Source organism: Citrobacter sp. Ca225 (assembly GCF_030337175.1).
Classification (GTDB): domain Bacteria; phylum Pseudomonadota; class Gammaproteobacteria; order Enterobacterales; family Enterobacteriaceae; genus Citrobacter_A; species Citrobacter_A amalonaticus.
In genome coordinates, this window is the sequence record NZ_JAOWCD010000057.1 from 52,678 (window position 1) to 74,936 (window position 22,259).

At 54.8% G+C, this 22,259-nt stretch carries 22 protein-coding genes; 12 read left to right on the forward strand and 10 right to left on the reverse strand.

Annotated features, from left to right (window positions below):
- Positions 1 to 91 precede the first annotated feature (91 nt).
- From cytR to rraA, 6 genes are all read left to right on the forward strand, one after another.
- Positions 92 to 1,117: a DNA-binding transcriptional regulator CytR gene (gene cytR, locus OGW13_RS05940; protein WP_044257471.1), complete on the forward strand. Its 1,026-nt coding sequence runs from the start codon at positions 92 to 94 to the stop codon at positions 1,115 to 1,117.
- Positions 1,118 to 1,202: 85 nt separating this feature from the next.
- Entirely contained in the window at positions 1,203 to 2,183 is a 981-nt protein-coding gene (gene ftsN, locus OGW13_RS05945; RefSeq protein ID WP_042998927.1) for a cell division protein FtsN, read from the forward strand.
- Positions 2,184 to 2,274: 91 nt separating this feature from the next.
- Complete coding sequence (gene hslV, locus OGW13_RS05950) at positions 2,275 to 2,805, forward strand: ATP-dependent protease subunit HslV (RefSeq protein WP_044257469.1); 531 nt, start codon at positions 2,275 to 2,277, stop codon at positions 2,803 to 2,805.
- Positions 2,806 to 2,814: 9 nt separating this feature from the next.
- Positions 2,815 to 4,146 carry an ATP-dependent protease ATPase subunit HslU gene (hslU, locus tag OGW13_RS05955; protein WP_044257468.1) on the forward strand — a complete coding sequence of 444 codons (1,332 nt, stop codon included), beginning with the start codon at positions 2,815 to 2,817 and terminating at the stop codon, positions 4,144 to 4,146.
- A 66-nt stretch (positions 4,147 to 4,212) separates the two neighbouring features.
- Positions 4,213 to 5,142 carry a 1,4-dihydroxy-2-naphthoate polyprenyltransferase gene (gene menA / locus OGW13_RS05960; RefSeq protein ID WP_042998925.1) on the forward strand — a complete coding sequence of 310 codons (930 nt, stop codon included), beginning with the start codon at positions 4,213 to 4,215 and terminating at the stop codon, positions 5,140 to 5,142.
- Positions 5,143 to 5,234: 92 nt separating this feature from the next.
- A complete protein-coding gene (gene rraA / locus OGW13_RS05965) occupies positions 5,235 to 5,720 on the forward strand; it encodes a ribonuclease E activity regulator RraA (RefSeq protein ID WP_042998924.1) in 486 nt (161 codons plus the stop codon).
- A 221-nt stretch (positions 5,721 to 5,941) separates the two neighbouring features.
- Here the strand turns inward: rraA and zapB are convergent, their stop codons facing one another.
- Positions 5,942 to 6,187, reverse strand: coding sequence for a septal ring assembly protein ZapB (gene zapB / locus OGW13_RS05970; RefSeq protein WP_090050665.1), 246 nt, complete (start codon positions 6,185 to 6,187; stop codon positions 5,942 to 5,944).
- A 388-nt stretch (positions 6,188 to 6,575) separates the two neighbouring features.
- Here zapB and glpF point away from each other — a divergent pair, with 388 nt between their 5' ends.
- The 4 genes from glpF to fpr all read left to right on the forward strand — a co-directional run bounded on the left by glpF (position 6,576) and on the right by fpr (position 10,964).
- Positions 6,576 to 7,421, forward strand: a complete 846-nt coding sequence (gene glpF, locus OGW13_RS05975) for a glycerol uptake facilitator protein GlpF (protein WP_042998923.1) — start codon at positions 6,576 to 6,578, stop codon at positions 7,419 to 7,421.
- A gap of 22 nt (positions 7,422 to 7,443) precedes the next feature.
- Entirely contained in the window at positions 7,444 to 8,952 is a 1,509-nt protein-coding gene (glpK, locus tag OGW13_RS05980) for a glycerol kinase GlpK (RefSeq protein ID WP_044257467.1), read from the forward strand.
- 158 nt (positions 8,953 to 9,110) lie between these two features.
- On the forward strand, positions 9,111 to 10,121 hold the full coding sequence (gene glpX / locus OGW13_RS05985) for a class II fructose-bisphosphatase (protein ID WP_042998921.1): 1,011 nt from the start codon (positions 9,111 to 9,113) through the stop codon (positions 10,119 to 10,121).
- A 96-nt stretch (positions 10,122 to 10,217) separates the two neighbouring features.
- Entirely contained in the window at positions 10,218 to 10,964 is a 747-nt protein-coding gene (gene fpr, locus OGW13_RS05990; RefSeq protein WP_287115797.1) for a ferredoxin--NADP(+) reductase, read from the forward strand.
- 6 nt (positions 10,965 to 10,970) lie between these two features.
- Here the strand turns inward: fpr and OGW13_RS05995 are convergent, their stop codons facing one another.
- On the reverse strand, positions 10,971 to 11,399 hold the full coding sequence (locus OGW13_RS05995; RefSeq protein ID WP_042998919.1) for a DUF805 domain-containing protein: 429 nt from the start codon (positions 11,397 to 11,399) through the stop codon (positions 10,971 to 10,973).
- Positions 11,400 to 11,499: 100 nt separating this feature from the next.
- Here OGW13_RS05995 and OGW13_RS06000 point away from each other — a divergent pair, with 100 nt between their 5' ends.
- Entirely contained in the window at positions 11,500 to 12,096 is a 597-nt protein-coding gene (locus OGW13_RS06000) for a YiiQ family protein (RefSeq protein WP_287115798.1), read from the forward strand.
- A 112-nt stretch (positions 12,097 to 12,208) separates the two neighbouring features.
- A complete protein-coding gene (tpiA, locus tag OGW13_RS06005) occupies positions 12,209 to 12,976 on the forward strand; it encodes a triose-phosphate isomerase (RefSeq protein ID WP_042325562.1) in 768 nt (255 codons plus the stop codon).
- A 42-nt stretch (positions 12,977 to 13,018) separates the two neighbouring features.
- Here tpiA and OGW13_RS06010 read toward each other — a convergent pair whose 3' ends face one another.
- The 8 genes from OGW13_RS06010 to sbp form a co-directional block, all read right to left on the reverse strand.
- The gene (locus OGW13_RS06010; RefSeq protein ID WP_090050662.1) at positions 13,019 to 14,491 is read right to left on the reverse strand and encodes a DASS family sodium-coupled anion symporter; all 1,473 of its coding nucleotides are present in this window, start codon (positions 14,489 to 14,491) and stop codon (positions 13,019 to 13,021) included.
- Between the two features lie 112 nt (positions 14,492 to 14,603).
- A complete protein-coding gene (locus OGW13_RS06015; RefSeq protein ID WP_042998914.1) occupies positions 14,604 to 15,908 on the reverse strand; it encodes an SLC13 family permease in 1,305 nt (434 codons plus the stop codon).
- 85 nt (positions 15,909 to 15,993) lie between these two features.
- Positions 15,994 to 16,716 carry a GntR family transcriptional regulator gene (locus OGW13_RS06020; protein WP_043001793.1) on the reverse strand — a complete coding sequence of 241 codons (723 nt, stop codon included), beginning with the start codon at positions 16,714 to 16,716 and terminating at the stop codon, positions 15,994 to 15,996.
- A 62-nt stretch (positions 16,717 to 16,778) separates the two neighbouring features.
- Entirely contained in the window at positions 16,779 to 17,819 is a 1,041-nt protein-coding gene (locus tag OGW13_RS06025) for an ADP-ribosylglycohydrolase family protein (RefSeq protein WP_042998913.1), read from the reverse strand.
- Positions 17,820 to 17,837: 18 nt separating this feature from the next.
- Positions 17,838 to 18,788 (reverse strand): PfkB family carbohydrate kinase, encoded by a 951-nt coding sequence (locus OGW13_RS06030; protein WP_046401643.1) that lies wholly within the window; start codon positions 18,786 to 18,788, stop codon positions 17,838 to 17,840.
- A gap of 10 nt (positions 18,789 to 18,798) precedes the next feature.
- On the reverse strand, positions 18,799 to 20,133 hold the full coding sequence (locus OGW13_RS06035; RefSeq protein WP_042998911.1) for an MFS transporter: 1,335 nt from the start codon (positions 20,131 to 20,133) through the stop codon (positions 18,799 to 18,801).
- Positions 20,134 to 20,398: 265 nt separating this feature from the next.
- Entirely contained in the window at positions 20,399 to 21,154 is a 756-nt protein-coding gene (locus OGW13_RS06040; RefSeq protein ID WP_042998910.1) for a CDP-diacylglycerol diphosphatase, read from the reverse strand.
- Positions 21,155 to 21,256: 102 nt separating this feature from the next.
- Positions 21,257 to 22,246: a sulfate/thiosulfate ABC transporter substrate-binding protein Sbp gene (sbp, locus tag OGW13_RS06045; RefSeq protein WP_054176967.1), complete on the reverse strand. Its 990-nt coding sequence runs from the start codon at positions 22,244 to 22,246 to the stop codon at positions 21,257 to 21,259.
- Between the last annotated feature and the right edge of the window lie 13 nt (positions 22,247 to 22,259).

Below are 22,259 nucleotides of genomic sequence, written 5' to 3' on the forward strand. Positions count from 1 at the left end.
ACCGTTTCCATTCGCTATCTGATAAAAATGTTTCCGATGTGAATTTAAACAGGGATTGTGCTGCGCCGGATTTCCCAGGCGAGGAGAAAGAGTGAAACCGAATAAGCAGGTTGCTGCCGCTACAATGAAAGATGTTGCCATGAAGGCGAAAGTCTCAACGGCAACCGTGTCTCGCGCGCTAATGAACCCGGATAAAGTCTCTCAGTCCACCCGAAACCGGGTTGAACAGGCAGCTGTAGAGGTCGGGTATTTACCGCAGGCGGCGGGACGCAACGTTAAACGTAATGAATCGCGAACCATCCTGGTGATTGTTCCGGATATTTGCGATCCCTTCTTTAGCGAACTGATCCGTGGGATCGAGGTCACCGCCGCCAGTCATGGCTATCTGGTGCTGATCGGCGATTGTGCGCATCAGAACCAGCAGGAAAAAACCTTCGTCAATTTGATCATCACCAAGCAAATTGATGGCATGCTGCTGCTGGGCTCTCGTCTGCCGTTTGACGCCAGTATTGAAGAGCAGCGCAATCTGCCGCCGATGGTGATGGCGAACGAGTTTGCGCCGGAACTGGAACTGCCTACCGTCCATATCGATAACCTGACCGCCGCCTTCAATGCCGTGAACTACCTGCATGAGCTGGGACATCAGCGCATTGGCTGTATTGCCGGGCCGGAAGAAATGCCGCTGTGTCATTACCGCTTGCAGGGCTACGTGCAGGCGCTGCGTCGTTGCGGTATTACCGTTGATCCGCACTATATCGCCCGTGGGGATTTTACCTACGAAGCTGGCGGCAATGCGCTTAAACAACTGTTCGACTTGCCGCAACCACCGACAGCGGTATTCTGTCATAGCGATGTTATGGCGCTTGGTGCCCTCTCATGGGCCAAACGTCAGGGCATCAACGTCCCGGATGACCTGTCGATTATTGGTTTCGACAACATCGCCCTGGCGGAGTTTTGCGATCCGCCGCTGACCACCGTTGCGCAACCGCGTTTCGAAATTGGTCGCGAAGCGATGCTGTTGCTGCTTGACCAAATTCAGGGGCAAAATGTCAACAGCGGCTCGCGTTTAATGGATTGTGAGTTAATCCTTCGGGGTACGACGCGCGCCTTAACGTAAACCTTTCAGACACCGTGTCTGGTCAAAGGCCCGCCGCTTAAGTAACATGGCGGGCTGACGAACGAATCAATACAGCGAAACGATAGTGGCACAACGAGATTATGTACGTCGCGGCCAACCGGCACCTTCGCGGCGCAAAAAGAGCACCTCACGGAAAAAGCAACGCAACACGTCTGCGGTATCGCCCGCAATGGTCGCCATTGCCGCCGCCGTGCTTGTGGCCTTTATCGGTGGTCTGTACTTCATTACGCATCATAAAAAAGAAGAATCCGAAACGTTGCAGGGTCAGAAAGTGACTGGCAACGGGCTGCCGCCAAAGCCGGAAGAGCGCTGGCGCTATATTAAAGAGCTGGAAAGCCGTCAGCCGGGCGTACGTGCGCCCACAGAACCGTCAGCCGGTGGTGAAGTCATGAAGCCGGATCAACTGACTGAAGAACAGCGCCAGTTACTTGCGCAAATGCAGGCCGACATGCGCCAGCAACCGACGCAGCTCAACGAAGTGCCGTGGAACGAGCAGACACCGGCACAACGTCAGCAAACGTTGCAGCGCCAGGCTCAGCAACGTCAGGTTGAGCAACAGCAGCAGTGGAACAGCACGCCGCCGGTTCAACAGCCGCGTACGCAGCCACAGACGCAAACGCGTACTGCGCAAACGGCGCCAGTGCAGCAGCCGTCGAAGCCTGCCACGCAGACGCAGAAACCCGCTGCGACGTCGCAACCGTACCAGGATCTGCTGCAGACCCCGGCACACACCACGGCATCGCAGCCAAAAACACAGCCAGCCGCACCGGTTGAGCGCGTGCCAGAGGCACCGAAGCCGACGACAGAGAAGAAAGACGAACGTCGCTGGATGGTACAATGTGGTTCGTTTAAAGGCGCAGAACAGGCAGAAACCGTGCGTGCACAGTTAGCTTTCGAAGGCTTTGACTCCAAAATCACCACCAATAATGGCTGGAACCGCGTGGTCATCGGGCCGGTGAAAGGCAAAGAGAATGCCGACAGCACCATTAGCCGTCTGAAGATGGCAGGTCACACAAACTGTATTCGACTCGCCTCCGGGGGTTGAAACCCCCAAAATCTCCCCCATCTATACTTGCATTACGCCCCGCACACCGTGCGGGGCTTGTATTCTGCATTTGTAACCAAGGGGTCTGCTCGTGACAACAATAGTAAGCGTACGCCGTAACGGCCAGGTGGTTATCGCCGGTGATGGTCAGGCCACACTGGGTAACACCGTCATGAAAGGCAACGTGAAGAAAGTGCGTCGTCTGTACAACGACAAAGTCATTGCTGGCTTTGCGGGCGGTACGGCGGATGCGTTCACGCTGTTCGAACTGTTTGAGCGCAAGCTGGAAATGCATCAGGGACATCTGGTTAAAGCCGCCGTTGAGCTGGCGAAAGACTGGCGTACCGATCGCATGCTGCGCAAACTTGAAGCGCTGTTGGCGGTCGCGGATGAAACCGCCTCCCTCATCATCACCGGTAACGGTGACGTCGTGCAGCCGGAAAACGATCTGATTGCCATCGGCTCCGGCGGTCCCTACGCCCAGGCTGCGGCACGTGCTCTGCTGGAAAACACCGAGCTCGGCGCTCGCGACATTGCTGAAAAAGCGTTGGATATTGCAGGTGATATCTGCATTTACACCAACCATTTCCATACCATTGAAGAATTACCGTCTAAAGCGTAAGGATCTCCCATGTCTGAAATGACCCCACGCGAAATCGTCAGCGAACTGAACAAGCACATCATCGGCCAGGATAACGCCAAGCGTTCCGTGGCGATTGCACTGCGTAACCGCTGGCGCCGCATGCAGCTCGACGAAGAGCTGCGCCATGAAGTTACACCGAAAAACATTCTGATGATCGGCCCAACCGGTGTCGGTAAAACCGAAATCGCCCGTCGTCTGGCAAAGCTTGCCAACGCGCCGTTCATTAAAGTGGAAGCAACAAAATTCACCGAAGTGGGTTATGTCGGTAAAGAAGTCGACTCTATCATCCGCGATCTGACCGATGCCGCCATTAAAATGGTTCGCGTCCAGGCGATCGAAAAGAACCGCTATCGTGCGGAAGAGATGGCAGAAGAGCGCATTCTTGATGTGCTGATCCCACCGGCGAAAAATAACTGGGGCCAGGCGGAGCAACAGTCTGAACCGTCCGCTGCGCGTCAGGCGTTCCGTAAAAAACTGCGTGAAGGCCAGCTCGACGATAAAGAAATCGAGATCGATCTTGCCGCCGCACCGATGGGCGTGGAAATCATGGCGCCTCCGGGAATGGAAGAGATGACCAGCCAACTGCAGTCCATGTTCCAGAACCTGGGTGGACAGAAGCAGAAAGCGCGTAAGCTGAAAATCAAAGACGCGATGAAGCTGCTGATTGAAGAAGAAGCGGCCAAACTGGTGAACCCGGAAGAGCTGAAACAGGAAGCTATCGACGCCGTTGAGCAGCATGGGATCGTGTTTATCGACGAAATCGACAAAATCTGTAAGCGAGGCGAATCCTCGGGTCCGGACGTGTCCCGTGAAGGCGTACAGCGCGACCTGCTGCCGCTGGTTGAAGGCTGCACCGTCTCGACCAAACACGGTATGGTCAAAACCGACCACATTTTGTTTATCGCCTCTGGCGCATTCCAGGTGGCAAAACCGTCCGATCTGATCCCGGAACTGCAGGGTCGTCTGCCGATTCGCGTAGAGCTGCAGGCGCTGACTACCAGCGACTTCGAACGTATTCTGACGGAACCTAACGCTTCTGTTACCGTGCAGTACAAAGCGCTAATGGCGACCGAAGGCGTCAACATTGAGTTTACGGAATCCGGTATCAAGCGTATTGCTGAAGCAGCATGGCAGGTTAACGAGACCACTGAAAACATCGGTGCCCGTCGTCTGCACACCGTTCTGGAGCGTCTGATGGAAGATATTTCCTATGATGCGAGCGATTTGAACGGTCAAAGCATAACAATTGATGCGGATTATGTGAGCAAACATCTGGATGCGCTGGTCGCAGATGAAGATCTGAGCCGTTTTATCCTATAATCGCGTTCACTGCATTTTCATCATTGTTGATGGGGCTGAAAGGCCCCATTTTTATTGGCGCTAAATATGACTGAACAACAACAAATTAGCCGCTCCCAGGCCTGGCTGGAAAGTTTACGACCCAAGACTCTACCGCTCGCCTTCGCGGCGATCATCGTCGGTACTGCCCTGGCATGGTGGCAGGGATATTTTGATCCGCTGGTCGCCTTGCTGGCGCTCATTACGGCAGGGCTTCTGCAAATCCTGTCAAATCTCGCCAACGACTATGGTGATGCCGTTAAAGGCAGCGATAAGCCGGATCGCATTGGGCCGCTGCGTGGGATGCAAAAAGGGGTGATCACCCAACAGGAGATGAAGCGCGCGCTGATCATCACCGTGGTACTCATTTGCGTGTCCGGTCTGTCGCTGGTTGCGGTGGCATGCCGCACGCCGGCGGATTTTGTCGGCTTCCTAGTGCTTGGCGTACTGTCGATCATTGCCGCCATCACCTATACCGTGGGCAATCGTCCTTATGGCTACATCGGTCTGGGCGATATTTCCGTGCTGGTCTTCTTTGGCTGGCTGAGCGTGATGGGGAGTTGGTATCTGCAGGCGCATACGCTGATCCCGGCGTTAATCCTTCCAGCTACCGCCTGCGGTCTGCTGGCCACCGCCGTGCTTAACATCAATAACCTGCGCGATATCAACAGTGACCGGGAAAACGGCAAGAACACGCTGGTTGTCCGCCTCGGCGCCGTAAATGCCCGTCGTTACCACGCTTGCTTGCTGATAGGCACGCTGATCTGCCTGGCGCTGTTTAACCTGCTTTCGCTGCAAAGTCCGTGGGGTTGGTTGTTCCTGCTGGCCGCACCGGTACTGGTAAAACAGGCGCGTTACGTGATGCGCCAGATGGAACCAGCAGCGATGCGCCCAATGCTTGAACGTACGGTAAAAGCCGCGTTGCTGACTAACCTGCTGTTTGTTGTCGGGATTTTCTTAAGTCAGTGGGCAAGATAACTGACAAATATCAATTAACAATTGATGATTTTGCCAACAGTACGCATAGCGCGATATACTAAAAATTCTCGCAGCAACTGAACGTTAAGCCTATGAAATACGATACTTCCGAGCTTTGTGACATCTATCAAGAAGATGTCAACGTCGTGGAACCACTGTTCTCTAACTTTGGAGGACGGTCGTCGTTTGGCGGACAAATCGTCACGGTGAAATGTTTCGAGGACAACGGGTTGCTGTACGATCTGCTCGAACAAAATGGCCGTGGTCGCATTCTGCTGGTCGATGGCGGCGGTTCTGTCCGTCGTGCGCTGGTCGACGCCGAACTGGCGCGTCTGGCTGTACAAAATGAATGGGAAGGCCTGGTCATCTACGGCGCAGTGCGTCAGGTAGACGATCTGGAAGAGCTGGACATCGGCATTCAGGCGATTGCCGCGATTCCGGTAGGTGCAGCAGGCGAAGGGATTGGGGAAAGCGATGTCCGCGTCAATTTCGGCGGCGTGACCTTCTTCTCCGGCGACCATCTGTACGCCGATAACACCGGTATTATCCTCTCCGAAGACCCACTCGATATCGAGTGATCGAAAAAGGCACCGTAAGGTGCCTTTTTTATTGGTTATCGCGGGCTACTGGATGGCGGCTTGCGCCTTATCCGGCCTACAAGCTACTTGCTCAGGAATCCTCTAAAGATTTCGCGTTAGGGCAAGGCGGCAAGCGAATGAATCCCCAGGAGCGTAGTAAACTACGTGACCGGGGTGAATACGCGCAGCCAACGCCGCCATAACGTGAAAGATGACGAGGATTAGACTTCTTCCATGCGGCCCAGCAATGCCTGCAAACGATCCTGCCAGCCATTCTGCTGTTCTTTCAGAGACTGATTTTCGCGCTCGAGCTCTTCACGGCTGTGCTGTGCAGATTGCACTTCCTGCGCCAGCGAGCTGTTCTTCTCTTTCAGCTCTTCAATTTCCATCTGCAACAAGGTGATGGTATCAATCGCCTGCTGTACTTTTGCTTCCAGTTTCTCAAACACTTCTAAAGACATGGTCATACTCTCCTGAATTGCAAGGCGACGCTTCACGTGAACGCGCACAATATATAGTGCCGATTGTATGAAGCCCCGCTCTCCCTGTCCAGCGGCATCCCGCGCTGATTGCGGTTTGCAACACTTTTCAGTCGACTCTTACAGACATCGACGGCCTAACCCTTAAGTGTTAACGCTTTGGTTAATGAAATGATTCAGCTCACACTATTTTTGTATAACAAAACGCGCCTCATGGCGCGAAAACGCTCATTTTATTGACGGAGTACACACATTTTAAGTTCGATATTTCTCGTTTGTGCTCGTTAACGATAAATTAACAGTGTGCCTACAGGGCATCGCGGACGTCAGTGACCTCCTCGCATACAATAAACATTAAACTCTTCAGGATCCGATTATGAGTCAAACATCAACCTTAAAAGGCCAGTGCATTGCTGAATTCCTCGGTACCGGGTTGTTGATTTTCTTCGGTGTGGGGTGTGTCGCTGCGCTTAAAGTCGCGGGTGCGTCTTTTGGACAGTGGGAAATCAGCGTCATCTGGGGATTGGGGGTAGCCATGGCTATCTACCTGACCGCAGGGGTGTCTGGCGCACATCTCAACCCGGCAGTCACTATCGCGTTGTGGCTGTTTGCGTGTTTCGACAAGCGCAAAGTTGTTCCTTTTATCCTTTCTCAATTTGCCGGTGCCTTTTGCGCAGCGGCGTTAGTTTACGGGCTTTACTACAATCTTTTCGCCGACTTCGAACAAACGCACCACATTGTACGTGGCAGCATTGAGAGTGTTGATCTGGCCGGCACTTTCTCAACGTATCCCAACCCACATATCAATTTTGTGCAGGCCTTCGCGGTTGAAATGGTGATTACCGCTATCCTGATGGGGCTTATTCTGGCACTGACTGATGACGGTAACGGTGTACCGCGTGGCCCGCTGGCTCCTTTGTTGATTGGTTTACTGATTGCGGTTATCGGCGCATCCATGGGCCCACTGACCGGGTTTGCGATGAACCCGGCACGTGACATCGGTCCGAAAGCGTTCGCCTGGCTTGCAGGCTGGGGTAATGTCGCCTTCACCGGTGGCAAAGATATTCCTTACTTCCTGGTGCCGCTGTTTGGCCCCATCGTTGGTGCTATTTTGGGCGCTTTCGCCTATCGCAAGCTGATCGGTCGCCATTTGCCGTGCGATATCTGTGCCGTGGAAGAGAAGGAAACCACGACCACTTCACAACAAAAAGCTTCGCTGTAATGTGACTACGGGACAAATAATTATGACTGAGAAAAAATATATCGTTGCGCTCGACCAGGGAACCACCAGCTCCCGCGCCGTCGTGATGGATCATGATGCCAATATCGTAAGCGTCTCACAGCGCGAATTTGAGCAGATCTACCCGAAAGCAGGCTGGGTAGAACACGACCCGATGGAAATCTGGGCAACGCAGAGCTCTACCCTGGTGGAAGTCCTGGCGAAAGCGGACATCAGTTCCGATCAGATTGCAGCTATCGGGATTACTAACCAGCGTGAGACGACCATCGTCTGGGAACGTGAGACCGGTAAACCTATCTATAATGCGATTGTCTGGCAGTGCCGTCGTACCGCGGATATCTGCGAACATCTGAAGCGCGATGGCATGGAAGAGTACATCCGCAATAACACGGGTCTGGTCATTGACCCGTATTTTTCCGGCACCAAAGTGAAGTGGATCCTCGACCACGTCGAAGGCTCTCGTGAGCGCGCACGTCGCGGCGAACTGCTGTTCGGTACCGTTGATACCTGGCTTATCTGGAAAATGACCCAGGGACGCGTACACGTAACGGATTACACCAACGCCTCGCGTACCATGCTCTTCAACATCCACACGCTGGACTGGGACGACAAGATGCTGGATGCGCTGGATATTCCACGCGCCATGCTGCCGGAAGTGCGCCGTTCTTCCGAGGTCTACGGTCAGACCAACATCGGCGGTAAAGGCGGCACGCGTATTCCGATCTCCGGTATCGCCGGTGACCAGCAGGCTGCACTGTTCGGCCAGCTGTGCGTGAAGGAAGGGATGGCGAAAAACACCTACGGTACCGGCTGCTTTATGCTGATGAACACCGGCGAAAAAGCGGTGAAATCCGAAAACGGCCTGTTGACCACCATCGCCTGCGGCCCGACCGGGGAAGTGAACTATGCGCTGGAAGGCGCTGTGTTTATGGCGGGCGCTTCTATTCAGTGGCTGCGTGATGAAATGAAGCTCATCAGCGACGCCTTCGATTCCGAGTATTTCGCGACCAAAGTGAAGGACACTAACGGCGTGTACGTCGTCCCCGCCTTCACCGGCCTGGGCGCGCCGTACTGGGACCCGTATGCGCGTGGCGCGATCTTCGGCTTGACCCGTGGTGTGAACGCCAACCACATCATCCGTGCAACGCTGGAATCTATTGCCTACCAGACCCGCGACGTACTGGAAGCGATGCAGGCAGACTCCGGCATTCGCCTGCACGCCCTGCGCGTGGACGGTGGCGCGGTCGCCAACAACTTCCTGATGCAGTTCCAGTCTGACATTCTTGGCACGCGCGTTGAGCGTCCGGAAGTGCGTGAAGTCACGGCGTTGGGTGCGGCCTACCTGGCCGGTCTGGCAGTCGGTTTCTGGCAGAACCTTGATGAACTGCAGGAAAAAGCGGTCATCGAACGTGAATTCCGCCCTGGCATCGAAACCACCGAGCGTAACTACCGTTACAGCGGCTGGAAGAAAGCGGTCAAACGCGCGCTGGCGTGGGAAGACCACGAAGAGTAATCGCGAATTGCCGGATAACGATGCGAAAGCGTCTTATCCGGCCTACGGATGAGATTACGGTGCGGGGACAACCCCGCACACTCACCCTCTGATATCAATAATTTCCCCCTCTCCCCTGTGCTACACTTCGCGCCATTCCTTTCTGCTACGAGTTTGCTATGAGACGAGAACTTGCCATCGAATTTTCCCGCGTAACCGAAGCGGCGGCGCTGGCTGGCTACAAATGGTTAGGACGCGGTGACAAAAACACCGCCGACGGCGCGGCGGTTAACGCCATGCGCATAATGCTAAACCAGGTCAACATTGACGGGACCATCGTGATCGGGGAAGGCGAGATCGACGAAGCGCCGATGCTCTACATCGGTGAGAAAGTCGGTACCGGTCGCGGCGACGCGGTGGATATTGCCGTCGACCCCATTGAAGGCACACGAATGACGGCGATGGGCCAGGCCAACGCGTTGGCCGTTCTGGCCGTGGGTGACAAGGGTTGCTTCCTGAACGCACCTGACATGTATATGGAAAAGCTGATTGTCGGACCGGGCGCAAAAGGCAGCATCGATCTCAATCTGCCGCTGGAAGAGAACCTGCGCAATGTCGCCAACGCGCTGGGTAAACCGCTGAGCGAACTGACGGTGACGATTCTGGCGAAACCGCGTCATGATGACGTGATCGCAGAGATGGCGAAGCTTGGCGTGCGCGTATTCGCGATTCCTGATGGCGATGTTGCCGCGTCCATTCTGACCTGCATGCCGGACAGCGAAGTGGATGTGCTGTACGGGATTGGCGGTGCGCCGGAAGGCGTGGTGTCCGCCGCGGTGATCCGCGCACTGGATGGCGACATGCAGGGCCGTCTGCTGGCTCGTCATGATGTCAAAGGCGACAGCGAAGAGAACCGTCGCATTGGCGAACAAGAGCTGGCACGCTGCCAGGCAATGGGCATCGAGGCGGGTAAAGCGCTGCGTCTGGATGAAATGGCGCGCAGCGATAATGTTATTTTCTCCGCAACCGGCATCACCAAAGGCGATCTGCTGGAAGGGATCAGCCGTAAAGGTAATATCGCGACCACCGAAACGCTGCTGATCCGCGGTAAGTCACGCACCATCCGCCGTATTCAGTCGATCCACTATCTCGACCGTAAAGACCCGGACGTGCAGGCGCACATCCTGTAACTGATTTGTTCGTTCGAGCCTTCCAGCCCCTCCGGGCTGGAAATCTTTCCGCCAACGAACGAAGATAAGGGAACGAGACCCGTACAGGAGAAAACCATGGCAGATTGGGTAACAGGCATAGTCACAAAGGTACAGAACTGGACTGATGCTCTGTTTAGTCTGACCGTTCACGCCCCCGTTCATCCCTTCACCGCAGGTCAATTTACCAAACTCGGTCTTGAGATTGACGGCGAGCGCGTCCAGCGTGCCTACTCGTATGTGAATGCCCCTGACAATCCCGATCTGGAGTTTTACCTGGTCACCGTGCCTGACGGTAAGCTAAGCCCACGTCTGGCGGCACTCAAGCCCGGCGACGAAGTACAGGTAGTGAGCGAAGCCGCCGGTTTCTTTGTGCTTGACGAAGTACCGGACTGTGACACGTTATGGATGCTGGCAACGGGCACCGCCATTGGTCCCTATTTATCGATTCTGCAACTGGGTAACGATCTCGAACGTTTCAAAAATCTGGTACTGGTCCACGCCGCACGATACGCCGCCGATTTAAGCTACCTGCCGCTGATGCAGTCGCTGCAAAAGCGCTACGAAGGCAAACTGCGGATCCAGACGGTGGTGAGCCGGGAGACCGTCGCGGGTTCACTGACCGGCCGCATTCCGGCATTGATTGAAAGTGGCGAACTGGAAAAAGCGGTAGGCTTACCGATGGATAAAGAGACCAGCCATGTGATGCTGTGTGGAAATCCGCAAATGGTTCGCGACACACAGCAGTTGCTGAAAGAGACCCGGCAGATGACGAAACACCTTCGTCGCCGGCCAGGCCATATGACCGCCGAGCATTACTGGTAATACGGTTCAGGGCGCTGATTTAAACGCGACATCCTGCGTGTCTTTACCGTATTTATTTTCGCCCTGGGTGCCAACAAACGCCCCCAGGTCGATAAGAGTCATGATGAGGATAAGCGTCGGCGCAAACCGTCCGACCACCCATTGCCACATCCCCGGCAGAATAGCCCAGTTACCGGCTAACAGCATCCAGGCAAGAATAATCAATAACGCCCACAGCCCCGAACGCCCACGATCGTGCAGACGTTTCACCGTAACCGCTGCCGTCGGCCAGAGCAGACACACCAGGGCAAAGGGAGCAATCTGATCGGGAAGTAATTTTTGACTCTCGAGCGAAAACAGAACCACCATGCTGACAATCCACAGCGCAATCCAGATCCAGAAATCACGGCGTCCAATACGCCCTTTAAATGAGAATAACCACTGCTGTAGGGTCATGTCTGTTCCTTTAAAATGACTATCTTCGACAGTTTACCCTTTTGACAAGCCAGACGGTTATCGTTTTAATCGTGGACAGTCATAACGAAAGGTAAGATTGATGAAGCCAGGATGTTCACTGTTTTTATTATTGTTTTCTGCGATGCTCTCCAGCCCTCCGGCGCTGGCGGCTGAGCCATTGGCGGCCTCCACCGCACCGTATTTACTCGCCGGTGCCCCCACGTTTGACCTTTCGATCAGCCAGTTTCGCGAAAACTTTAATACGCAAAATCCGAAGCTTACCTTAAATGAATTCCGCGCCATCGACAGTAGTCGCGACAAAGCCAACCTCACCCGTGCGGCCAGCAAAATAAATGAAAACCTGTACGCCTCGACCGCTCTTGAGCGCGGAACGCTGAAGATTAAGAGCATGCAGATAACCTGGCTGCCGATTCAGGGGCCGGAACAGAAAGCGGCGAAAGCCAAAGCGCAGGAATATATGGCGGCAGTGATCCGCACGGTCGCCCCCTTATTGACCAAAGAGCAGAGCCAGAAAAAGCTGCAAAAGCTGCTTACGTCGGGGAAAAATAAGCGCTATTACGCGGAGACCGAAGGCGCAATTCGCTATGTTGTCGCAGATAACGGCGAAAAGGGGCTGACCTTCGCGGTTGAACCGATTAAGCTGGCGTTATCTGAAAATCTGGACGGGCCCAATTGATGATAAAAAGCAAAGCCTTTCCGGGGAGTGATCTCTATACTGTTTCACAGACCATGCTGCCCTGCGGGGCGGCCATCTTCCTTAATTCGCTGACAAAGCGTGGAGAATAGAAATGCGACATCCTTTAGTGATGGGTAACTGGAAACTGAACGGCAGCCGCCACATGGTAAACGAACTGATTGCTAACCTGCGTAAAGAGCTGGCTGGCGTCGCTGGCTGTGCGGTAGCGATCGCACCGCCAGAAATGTATATCGATCTGGCAAAACATGCTGCGGCCGGTAGCCACATCCTCCTGGGCGCACAGAACGTTGACCTGAACCTGTCCGGCGCATTTACCGGTGAAACAAGTGCTGAAATGCTGAAAGACATCGGCGCACAGTACATCATCATCGGCCACTCTGAGCGTCGTACTTACCACAAAGAGTCTGACGAACTGATCGCGAAAAAATTCGCTGTGCTGAAAGAGCAGGGTCTGACTCCCGTTCTGTGCATCGGTGAAACCGAAGCTGAAAACGAAGCGGGCAAAACAGAAGAAGTGTGCGCACGTCAGATCGACGCCGTTCTGAAAACACAGGGTGCTGCGGCATTCGAAGGCGTAGTTATCGCTTACGAACCGGTTTGGGCAATCGGCACCGGCAAATCCGCAACGCCAGCGCAGGCACAGGCTGTTCACAAATTTATCCGTGATCATATTGCCAAAGCGGACGCGAAAATTGCTGAGCAGGTCATCATCCAGTACGGCGGTTCCGTAAACGCAGCTAACGCGGCAGAACTGTTCACTCAGCCGGATATCGACGGCGCGCTGGTTGGCGGTGCTTCTCTGAAAGCTGACGCTTTCGCCGTGATCGTAAAAGCAGCTGAAGCAGCAAAACAAGCTTAAGTTGTGTAGTCGGGGGGACCTCTCCCCCGACTTATCCCCGTATTACCAGTATCCCAGCCAGTGCCACCAGAAAGCCCCTGTCACCGCCCAGATAGTCAGGTTTACCACACTCATCACCAGCCCCGTCTTCCACCATTCCGCCAGAGTGGCATAGCCAGAGCCAAAAATAATCGGCGCAGTGCCCGTACCGTAGTGGGTGAGCGACATCATCAGCGAAGAAGAGAAACCGAGCATCAGCCCCAGCAGGGCCGGTGGCGCGCCCAGACCTAACCCCGCGATGAAGAAGGCGGAGAACATGGCCGTGATATGCGCCGTGGTGCTGGCGAAAAAGTAATGAGAGTAGACGTAAAGCAGGATCAACAGCAGTGTCGCAATACTCCAGTGGACGCCAAGGTGATTGATTGCCGTCCCCACACTGGTCGCAAGCCAGCCGACCAGTCCCAGTTTGCTGAGGAAATCCGCCATCATCACCAGCGCGGCAAACCAGACAATGGTATCCCAGGCACCGCGGCACTTAAGGATGTCCTCCCAGTGTAATACCCCCGTCAGCAACAGAATCGATAAACCGATCAGCGCCGCACTGGTGGGGTTAACGGTCCAGCCGCTGCCCATGATCATCGCGGGAACGCCAGCCCACAGGCAGAGCAGCAAAATGAACACCGCCAGCGTGATTTTTTCCGCCAGCGACAGTGGGCCGAGAAGATCCAGCTTTTGCCGGGCGAACTGCGGCGCATTGGGTGTGCGGGTAATGGCGGGTGGATAGAGCCACCAGATAACGATGGGCATCACAATCAGCGAAACGACCGCCGGAAGAAGCGCCGCAATGGCCCACATCCCCCAGGTCATATTCAGTACCCCATCCGTTCCCTGGGACAAAAAGGTGACAATGAGGGGGTTAGGGGCGGTTGCGGTGATGAACATCGCTGAACTGATCGGGTTAATGTTGTAATTCACCAGCGCCAGATAGCGCCCCGTTGAGCCATTTTCGCTATTGCCGGGCTGCGATCCAAGGCTGTCGGCAATGGCGCGCATCACCGGGTGAATAATGCCGCCGCCGCGTGCCGTGTTACTTGGGGTGACGGGGGCAATCAGCGTTTCCGCGAGGGTTAATGCCCACGCGATACCTAAGGTTCGCTTACCAAACAACGCAATAAATCCGTAGCCGATACGCGCCCCAAGTCCTGTTTTCAGCAAGCTTTGCGACAGCATGATCGATAAACCGATCAGCCAAATCAGTTGGTTGGAAAAGCCACTCAGCGCATCGTTAAGCGCTGCCGCAGGCTTACCGGGATTCGTCACACCGGTCATCGCCACCAGCATGATCGCCACAACAGCAATCGCCCCGATGGGCATCGCTTTGCCGATAATGGCCGCAATCGTACCGATAAACAGCGCCAGCAGATGCCATGCCTGTGGCGTCACGTCCGCAGGACAAGGGATGATAAACCAGATGGTCAGTGTGATAACCATCGAGATGATGGCGGGCCAACCGCGAATGGGGGTCAATCTATCCATGGTTCAATCCTTGAGTATCCTGCGCATAAGTATGCGTTTCAGTATTAACCGTCATTCGTGCAGGTAAAACTCACCACCCTCTCACAAAACTAAAATAATCAGGCAATTAACACTACAATTTTCCTAATAGATTAAACCATGCATAGTCCAGTGGCAGCAGGATCAGATACGTCGTCAGCGCCAGCACCAGACACAGGAGCAGCCCGGCTCTCGCTGGCACCCTGCCTAACGCCATCGCCACCACAATAGGTGATGCCTGATACGGCAGTAGCGGCGTTGAATAGCCCAGCACCTGAATCATAATCACCGACAGCAGCGGGAATTGCGTTGCCTCAGAAAAGCTCTGCGCCAGAGTGGTATACAGCGCCGGAACGCCGTTGGCGGTCATAATGAAGTTAAGCGCAGTGGTGATGCCGGTCAGGGCGAGAAAACTGGTGAACGGTTTCTCCGGATCCAGCGGCATCACGTGCAGCAACGCTTCACCGACCGCATCGCCAATACCGGTTTGCGTCACAACGCTCGCCAGTCCAAGAATACCGGCAACATAAATGCAGGTACGGATGTTAACCCCCGTGGAAAACTCCTCTCCATTGATGAACCCGACACGCGGTAACAGGGTGATGACCGCTGCCGCCAGCCCGGTCCACGCCGGGCCAATGCCATGCCAGCTTTCGCTGACCCACATCACCAGCACGACTGCCAGCATCCAGGCCAGTCGCTTTTCGTCGCGGCTCATTGGCTCCGGTGGTGAGAATTCACGTGGCGCATGGGGTTTTCCGGGAAATAGCCAGCAGATCAGCGCAATCAACAGTCCGCCTTTCAGCCAGCCTAATACCGGCGTATGCAGCAGCAGATAAGGCAGATAGTTCAGATGGATACCGTACGATCCTTCCGCCGCCCCGCTCATTACGAGATTCGGCACGTTAGCAGGCAAAATGGTGGCGGAAAGCTGAAAAGTGCCAAAACCCACAGCAAGCGCCAGGCCATACCACGCACGGGTGCCATCAAGGATCCCGGCACGCTTCGCCATCGCTGCAACAACGGGCATCAGCAGCGCGATACGTCCCATATTGGAGGGCATTACAAACGCCAGTGCATAGCTCAGCAGCACCACGCTTGAGACCATCAGCGGCCAGGATTCCGTCAGCCGTGATGACAACGCTCTTGCCGCCCTGTCCGCCAGTCCGGTTTTGCGGATCGCCACGCCCAGCACAAAGCCGCTGAATACCAGCCAGAACGCCGAGGAGGCAAAGCCGCCAAAGATGACGTCCGGTGGGGCGATTTTCGCCACCATCGCCACCGTGAAGAACAGCAGCGCAGTGATAAATTCCGGTAATAGCGAGGTTGCCCAGAGCAGGATGGTGACAATCACCACCAACGAGGGCAGAAACAGAGGGTGTGAAAACCAGAGCGACATGCCTGTCTCCTGTTGTTTTTTTCAACAAGAATACGGGGGCATCCCCCTTCTGTAAACGCGCGTCTCCCCCTAAAAAAGCAGAGGGTCAGTGATAATGGATTTCGCCGAAGTAGTCAGACAGCACATAGTAGCGGCAATACTCAAAGGGATGCGCTTCCCCCGCCATAAACGTCTGGCGCGCCACGGAAAGGAGTGGTTTGTTCTCAGCAATCTGCAGCTTCTCGCATAAATCAGGACTGGGCAGAATGGCATCGACCTTTTCGATCGCTGAGTCGCTTTTCACATTCAACAGGTGATAAAGCGAGGTATGGGCCAGTTCATCCGCTGTCAGGGTTAATCCCGGAAAGAAGGAGAGATCGAGATAAATTTTCTCGTGGTTAAACGGGCGATCGTTCAGATATCGCACCCGAGAAATATAGAGATAGTGATGATGGGCCGGCAGGCTTAAACCATCTTCCTGCGCGTCGCGCGCCCGGCGTGTGGCGATTTCCAGAATGCGGTTCTCAACCGCCACGCTGGCATCACGCAGGTCGCTGGTGATCCCGCGAAAGGTATGACCATAGCTGACGCCTTCCGGCACCGCGCTCACCACGGAACCACTTCCGCGCTGAGAGGTGATCACACCGGCGTTGATCAACTCACTCCACGCCTGCTTCACGACGATCAGCGACACATTATAGGTTTGGGCGATCGCTTTTTGCGTTGGCAACTGACTCCCCAGCGGCAGGGTCCCGTTCTGGATCTGCTGGCAGATGATATAAAACAACTGCTTATACAGCGGAGTGAAACTCGTTTTATCAACCTGCAAGCCATTTACCTCGAAAGTCTGCCAGTCGGGGACGGTTGTCGCCGCCCCCGCAGGGCAGCGCACTACCCTTTAATCTGTCTGGCGAGTTCAGCCAAATCGAAATGATTCATACGATTAACGGTAGTTAAATAGTCGGCAGGAAAAGCATCAGCACCGTGCCAGGCGCCGGAGAGTGCCCCAACCATGGTGGCGACGGTATCGGTGTCATTGCCGATATTAACGGCGGAAATAATAGCATCAACGGCCGAATCCGGACAACACGCGAACAGACCAAACGCGGCCGGAACCGCCTCGCTGACGTGCAACCCGGACCCGATGATATCGGCAATCTCAACAATCGCCGTCTCCCAATGGGCGTGCCGCTTACCGATCGCTACCGCCAGTTCAATACGACGCGCCACCGACGGCCCGGCAACCATCATCGCGCCCTGTTCTGCCGCCAGCGCATAACCCCTGTCAGCGCCGTAAATCCCGGCCGCAATGATGCTTTCCGCACTCGCCACGGACTGTAACGCCTCGCTGGTTGCTGCCGCCATCGCCGCTGCGCCAGACATCGCCAGTACGTTATTATGGGTAAAGCGGCAGATTTCCAGCGCAGTCTGAATCGCTTTTTCTATGTCGCCAGGATGCAGTACGGCGGCAGGCCAAATCTTCATTGCCGCGCCGTTGGTGGCTTCCGCATTCCCCTTATTGATAATCTGTACCGACTGTTTCTCACCTTCCAGTTCCCCCTGCAGGGACACGCGATTATCGTTAAATATGGCTTTCATCGCGGCTCGGGTGGTTGGCCCGGTAAAATTGGCGTAGTACGGATAGGCCAGCCAGCGCTGGAAGGCTTCACGCATTGCTTCATCGCTCACCTGACGATGGTGCTGTAGCAGGGCGTCCATGATGTACTTCGCCTGAATAAAGTCATCGGTACACATTCCGGCTTCGTTACAGCGACCAAACGTATCGGCGGGCGGTTTCTCAAAACCGGTCACCCAGCCACCAAAGTATTCGCGAATTTGTTGCTGAGTACGCACTTCGGTCGCTGCGCCCATCGCGTCCGCCGCAGCGGCACCAATCAGGCAGCCCAGTATTTTGTTAATTTCAACGTGCATGAATGACTCCTTAACGGTTTAGCATATTTTTTCCAGTGGATGACTGGCGCGAAAAGCCGCGAGCTGTTCAGGATAAGGCAGCGCGGTCATCGCCCCTTTTGCCGTGACCACCATCGCGCCGCAGGCATTGGCTGTACCGATCGCCTGCGCAAGCAAGTGACTGTCCCAGGAAGCGGCCTGTGAAAGGGTATAAAGCAGCCCGCCGACAAAGGCATCGCCCGCTCCGGTGGTGTCCACCACGGAAATTTTCGCGGCCGGGAACGCGCATTCGCCCTCTGGCGTCACCAGGTACGCCCCTGCATCGCCCAATGAGATAACGGTGGTTTCACAGCCAAGTTCACGCATCAGATAGCGTGCGTCCTGCCAGCGTTCGACCTTACCCAGCCAACACAGCTCATCCGCAGAGACCTTGCAGATGGAGGCCAGCGCAATAGATTGTGCGAGTAAGGGGACGATTTCCTGGGTATCCCGCCACATGCTGACGCGCAGGTTAACGTCGAACATGACGTGCCCTCCCGCCGTCTTCATGCGTCTGGCGCCTTCCAGACACGCCTCACGCGCCGGACTGTCTGTCAGGCCAATCGAGCTGAAGTAAAACCACTCGTTGGCGCTGAAAGTCGGTAAATCCTGCACCGAGACAAAAGTGTCCGCGCCGGGATGTACCAGATAGGTAAAACTGCGCTCGCCTTCTGGCGTCAGATTGACGATCAGTACCGCGCTGGTTTGCTGTGGGTCGAGGCGCAATGACCCCACACCTACCCCGTTTTCTGCCAGCGTCTGGCGGAGAAAACGTCCGGCGTCATCCTCCCCAAGACAGCCGATAAATTCACAGTCGCCACCCAGTCGCGCGATGCAAACGGCGACGTTAGCCGATGCACCCCCCGGACATTTCAGGTAGGTGTCCGCGCCTTCCGGCACCAGATCCACGGACGCGTCGCCAATCACCCAGACTTTTTTGAGATGACTCATCTGCTCCTCCTCACGCCTGACGCTGCGCCAGTTCACTCTGGATATCGCGGTAATAATCGTTGTTGATCAGATACTTTTTCATCACCACGCCAACCACCAGATGGAAGACGGCAGGGATGAGCGTCATCATCAGCGCAATCCCGGTCAGCGAGCTTGCACTCTGCTGGACATCCGCCTGGTAGCCGAAGTGGCTCAGCAGGAAGCCAAGGACGCCGCCGGCAATCCCCATCCCGAATTTCTGAAAGAACAGAATGCCGCCGAAAGCCAGTCCGGAAACGCGCAGCCCGGTTTTCTTCTCGCCGTAATCGACGGCCTCCGCGATGGAAGACCAGAACACCGGCATTTGCATGTCGCAGAAGAAGTTGATGAGAAAGTAAAAGACAAAGGCGAGGATCAGGTTCTGCTGCCCGACGCAAAGATACATGCCGATACTCAGCGCGAAGGTCATCAGTTGGGTGTAGCGGAACATTTTTATTTTGTCCCAGAACTTAGTCACCCACGTGGTCGCAATCATCGCCAGAATAGACGCCACCACGCCGACGGTCAGGAACGGTGAAATCAGGCTGTCACCGCCATTCAGATAATATTTGGCGTAATAGGCCGCGACCGAACCGCGGATCACGTAGCCGCACATCAGCAACATAATCACCACGCCCAGAATCAGCCACTGGTCGTTACGCAGTAAATTCGCGAACTGCTGTTTGACGGACAGTGACGGCAATTCAGGCTCGCTGCGTTCGCGGGTGGTCATAAAGCAGAAGATAAACAGCACGGCGCCCATCGCCCCCATCAGGCCCATAGAGAGCTGATAACCCAGCGCTTTATTGCCCTGTCCCAGCCAGACCGCCAGCATGGGAACCACAATCGTCACCAGAAACGCGGCGATTTTGGTCATCACAAAACGATACCCGTTGGCGCTCAGACGCTCGCCCGGATCGTCCGTGATAACGCCAATCAGAGAGATATAAGGGATGGTGATCGCCGTATAAACCAGCGTCATCAGAATGTAAGTGAAATAGGCCCATGCCAGCTTCGCCATATACGCCATATCCGGCGTGATAAACATCAGATAGACGGCAAAGCCAAATGGAATGGCAAACCATAACAACCATGGACGATAGCGTCCCCAGCGGGTCGACACTTTGTCGGTCAGCATTCCCATTGCCGGATCGATAATGGCATCGATCATCCGCACCACCACCAGCAGCACACCCACATCCGCTGCCCGTAAACCGTAAATATCCGTGTAGAAATATGCCAGCAGTAGCTGCATGGCAATAATCACTACGTTGATCGCCATATCCCCGGCGCCGAAACCTATTTTTTCCACGATAGACAATTTCATATCGGTATTCCTTTTGCGCCGTTCAGCGCAAGAATGTCGAAAAAAGGATGACGTAACTACGTGAAATAAAAGCTTTTATGATTAACGCATGACCCAGAAAACCAGGATCAGGCGTTATAAGGGAGTGTAATGGAACCACAAAAGATATAAAGGTATACCTTTATATCTTTTGATCGAATTCACATTATTTTAACCAACGATACATCTTCGCTGGCCTGAAGTGGGAGATTGAGCAAAAAAACGCCGACAACCGTCGGCGTGGCGATCAGGGCTGAGTCAGGAGCTTACAGTCGTGATCCTGAATTTCTTCTGCCGACGCCCGGTTAAACGCCAGCATGTTGCGCTGCGTGGCCAACAGAACAAAAGCGTCATCACTTTGACGCGCCAGCGCCAGCGCGTAGCTGCCCATTCGCTCACGCGCTTCCGGCACCTCTTCGGCCAGCATCATAAACGGACTGCGCTGCGCCAGTTCGCTTTCTGTCACGCGACGGGCGAGATACTCATGCCCGCGCAGTCCGCCCGGCAGCGGTAACCAGCGGGTGCTGATTTTGGTCTGGTTAGCGTCCAGTTGCGCTCTGACATCAGGACGAAGGCAGGAAATATGGATGTGGAAATGGTTTTGCGTCCGTCCGCTGCGCGAATTGATTGCCAGCGACACGACGCTGTCCGGAATATCCTTGCCATACTTTTGGCTCATGAAATCGCGCGCCTGCCAGGCCAGCCAGAAGAAATTCGGCGTGTATTGTTCCACCAGCAACGGACTCTCGGTGCCATTAATGCGATAAGTCGGCATCAGCAGATATTGCAGCGGACCATTGCGATCTTTAAAGACCACATATCCGGCATCGGGCTTCACTTCGACACATGGCGCAGGGTTTTGATGCTGCAACTGGTTGGGCAGGCATTGCTCAAGCACAATCTTACGCAACGCATCCGGGTTTCCGGCCAGCTTCCAGTAGCCAAAACCTGCCGCAGCGGCAATAACGACAACGGCCAGTAGTCCATAGCCTGTTTTTTTCATAACGCGTTCCCTGTATCTCAACGGCCTGCAAGAGTAACGCAAAATGATGACAAATAAAAAAGCCCGGCGGTAAATACCCCGGGCTTCTTCTCCTGCCAGCTCTTAACGCTTGCTGATTTGATCGAACGTTCCGCCATTCGAGAAGTGTTCTTTCTGCGCTTTCGTCCAGCCGCCGAACGTTTCATCAATGGTAAAGAGTTTCAGCTTCGGAAACGTATTTTCGTATTTCTTCGCCACCTCTGCATCACGCGGACGGTAGTAGTTTTTCGCCGCAATCTCCTGACCTTCCGGTGAGTAGAGATACTTTAGATAGGCTTCCGCCACGGCCTGAGTGCCTTTCTTCTCGGTCACTTTATCCACAACGGAGACTGTCGGTTCAGCCAGAATGGATTCGCTCGGCGTCACGATTTCAAATTTATCTTTGCCCAGCTCATTGGTCGCCAGCAGCGCTTCGTTCTCCCAGGCGATCAGCACGTCGCCGATGCCGCGTTCGACAAAGGTATTGGTCGCACCGCGTGCGCCAGAGTCCAGCACTTCGACATTCTTAAACAGCGCCTTCACAAAGTCCTGCGCTTTTGCCTGATCGTTGTTATTGTGATGCAGCGCATAACCCCAGGCAGCCAGATAGTTCCAGCGTGCGCCGCCGGAGCTTTTCGGGTTAGGCGTGATCACCGAAACGCCAGGCTTAACCAGATCGTTCCAGTCATGAATTTGCTTCGGGTTGCCTTTACGCACCAGGAACACAATGGTGGAGGTGTAAGGCGCAGAGTTGTCCGGCAGGCGTTTGATCCAGTTTTTATCAATACGACCACGCTCGGCAATCGCATCCACATCATAGGCCAGCGCCAGTGTCACCACATCCGCCTCAATGCCGTTAATCACCGAGGTCGCCTGTTTGCCTGACCCGCCGTGTGACTGACGAATCACCACGTTATCGCCCGTTTCTTGCTTCCAGTGTGCGCTAAACGCTTTGTTGTACTGCTCGTACAGCTCACGCGTTGGATCGTAAGACACGTTCAGTAATTGAATATCCTTTGCCAGAACGCCGCTGGATGCCAGCAGCAAAGTTAACCCTACGCCCCATTTGTTCATCGCCCAACTCTCT

Excerpts from the sequence above, each read along its gene's own strand:
- hslU (WP_044257468.1), top strand. The coding sequence starts at position 2,815 with ATGTCTGAAATGACCCCACGCGAAATCGTCAGCGAACTGAACAAGCAC.
- menA (WP_042998925.1), top strand. The coding sequence starts at position 4,213 with ATGACTGAACAACAACAAATTAGCCGCTCCCAGGCCTGGCTGGAAAGT.
- rraA (WP_042998924.1), top strand. The coding sequence starts at position 5,235 with ATGAAATACGATACTTCCGAGCTTTGTGACATCTATCAAGAAGATGTC.
- zapB (WP_090050665.1), bottom strand. The coding sequence starts at position 6,187 with ATGACCATGTCTTTAGAAGTGTTTGAGAAACTGGAAGCAAAAGTACAG.
- glpF (WP_042998923.1), top strand. The coding sequence starts at position 6,576 with ATGAGTCAAACATCAACCTTAAAAGGCCAGTGCATTGCTGAATTCCTC.
- glpK (WP_044257467.1), top strand. The coding sequence starts at position 7,444 with ATGACTGAGAAAAAATATATCGTTGCGCTCGACCAGGGAACCACCAGC.
- glpX (WP_042998921.1), top strand. The coding sequence starts at position 9,111 with ATGAGACGAGAACTTGCCATCGAATTTTCCCGCGTAACCGAAGCGGCG.
- fpr (WP_287115797.1), top strand. The coding sequence starts at position 10,218 with ATGGCAGATTGGGTAACAGGCATAGTCACAAAGGTACAGAACTGGACT.
- OGW13_RS05995 (WP_042998919.1), bottom strand. The coding sequence starts at position 11,399 with ATGACCCTACAGCAGTGGTTATTCTCATTTAAAGGGCGTATTGGACGC.
- OGW13_RS06000 (WP_287115798.1), top strand. The coding sequence starts at position 11,500 with ATGAAGCCAGGATGTTCACTGTTTTTATTATTGTTTTCTGCGATGCTC.
- tpiA (WP_042325562.1), top strand. The coding sequence starts at position 12,209 with ATGCGACATCCTTTAGTGATGGGTAACTGGAAACTGAACGGCAGCCGC.
- OGW13_RS06010 (WP_090050662.1), bottom strand. The coding sequence starts at position 14,491 with ATGGATAGATTGACCCCCATTCGCGGTTGGCCCGCCATCATCTCGATG.
- OGW13_RS06015 (WP_042998914.1), bottom strand. The coding sequence starts at position 15,908 with ATGTCGCTCTGGTTTTCACACCCTCTGTTTCTGCCCTCGTTGGTGGTG.
- OGW13_RS06025 (WP_042998913.1), bottom strand. The coding sequence starts at position 17,819 with ATGCACGTTGAAATTAACAAAATACTGGGCTGCCTGATTGGTGCCGCT.
- OGW13_RS06030 (WP_046401643.1), bottom strand. The coding sequence starts at position 18,788 with ATGAGTCATCTCAAAAAAGTCTGGGTGATTGGCGACGCGTCCGTGGAT.
- OGW13_RS06035 (WP_042998911.1), bottom strand. The coding sequence starts at position 20,133 with ATGAAATTGTCTATCGTGGAAAAAATAGGTTTCGGCGCCGGGGATATG.
- OGW13_RS06040 (WP_042998910.1), bottom strand. The coding sequence starts at position 21,154 with ATGAAAAAAACAGGCTATGGACTACTGGCCGTTGTCGTTATTGCCGCT.
- sbp (WP_054176967.1), bottom strand. The coding sequence starts at position 22,246 with ATGAACAAATGGGGCGTAGGGTTAACTTTGCTGCTGGCATCCAGCGGC.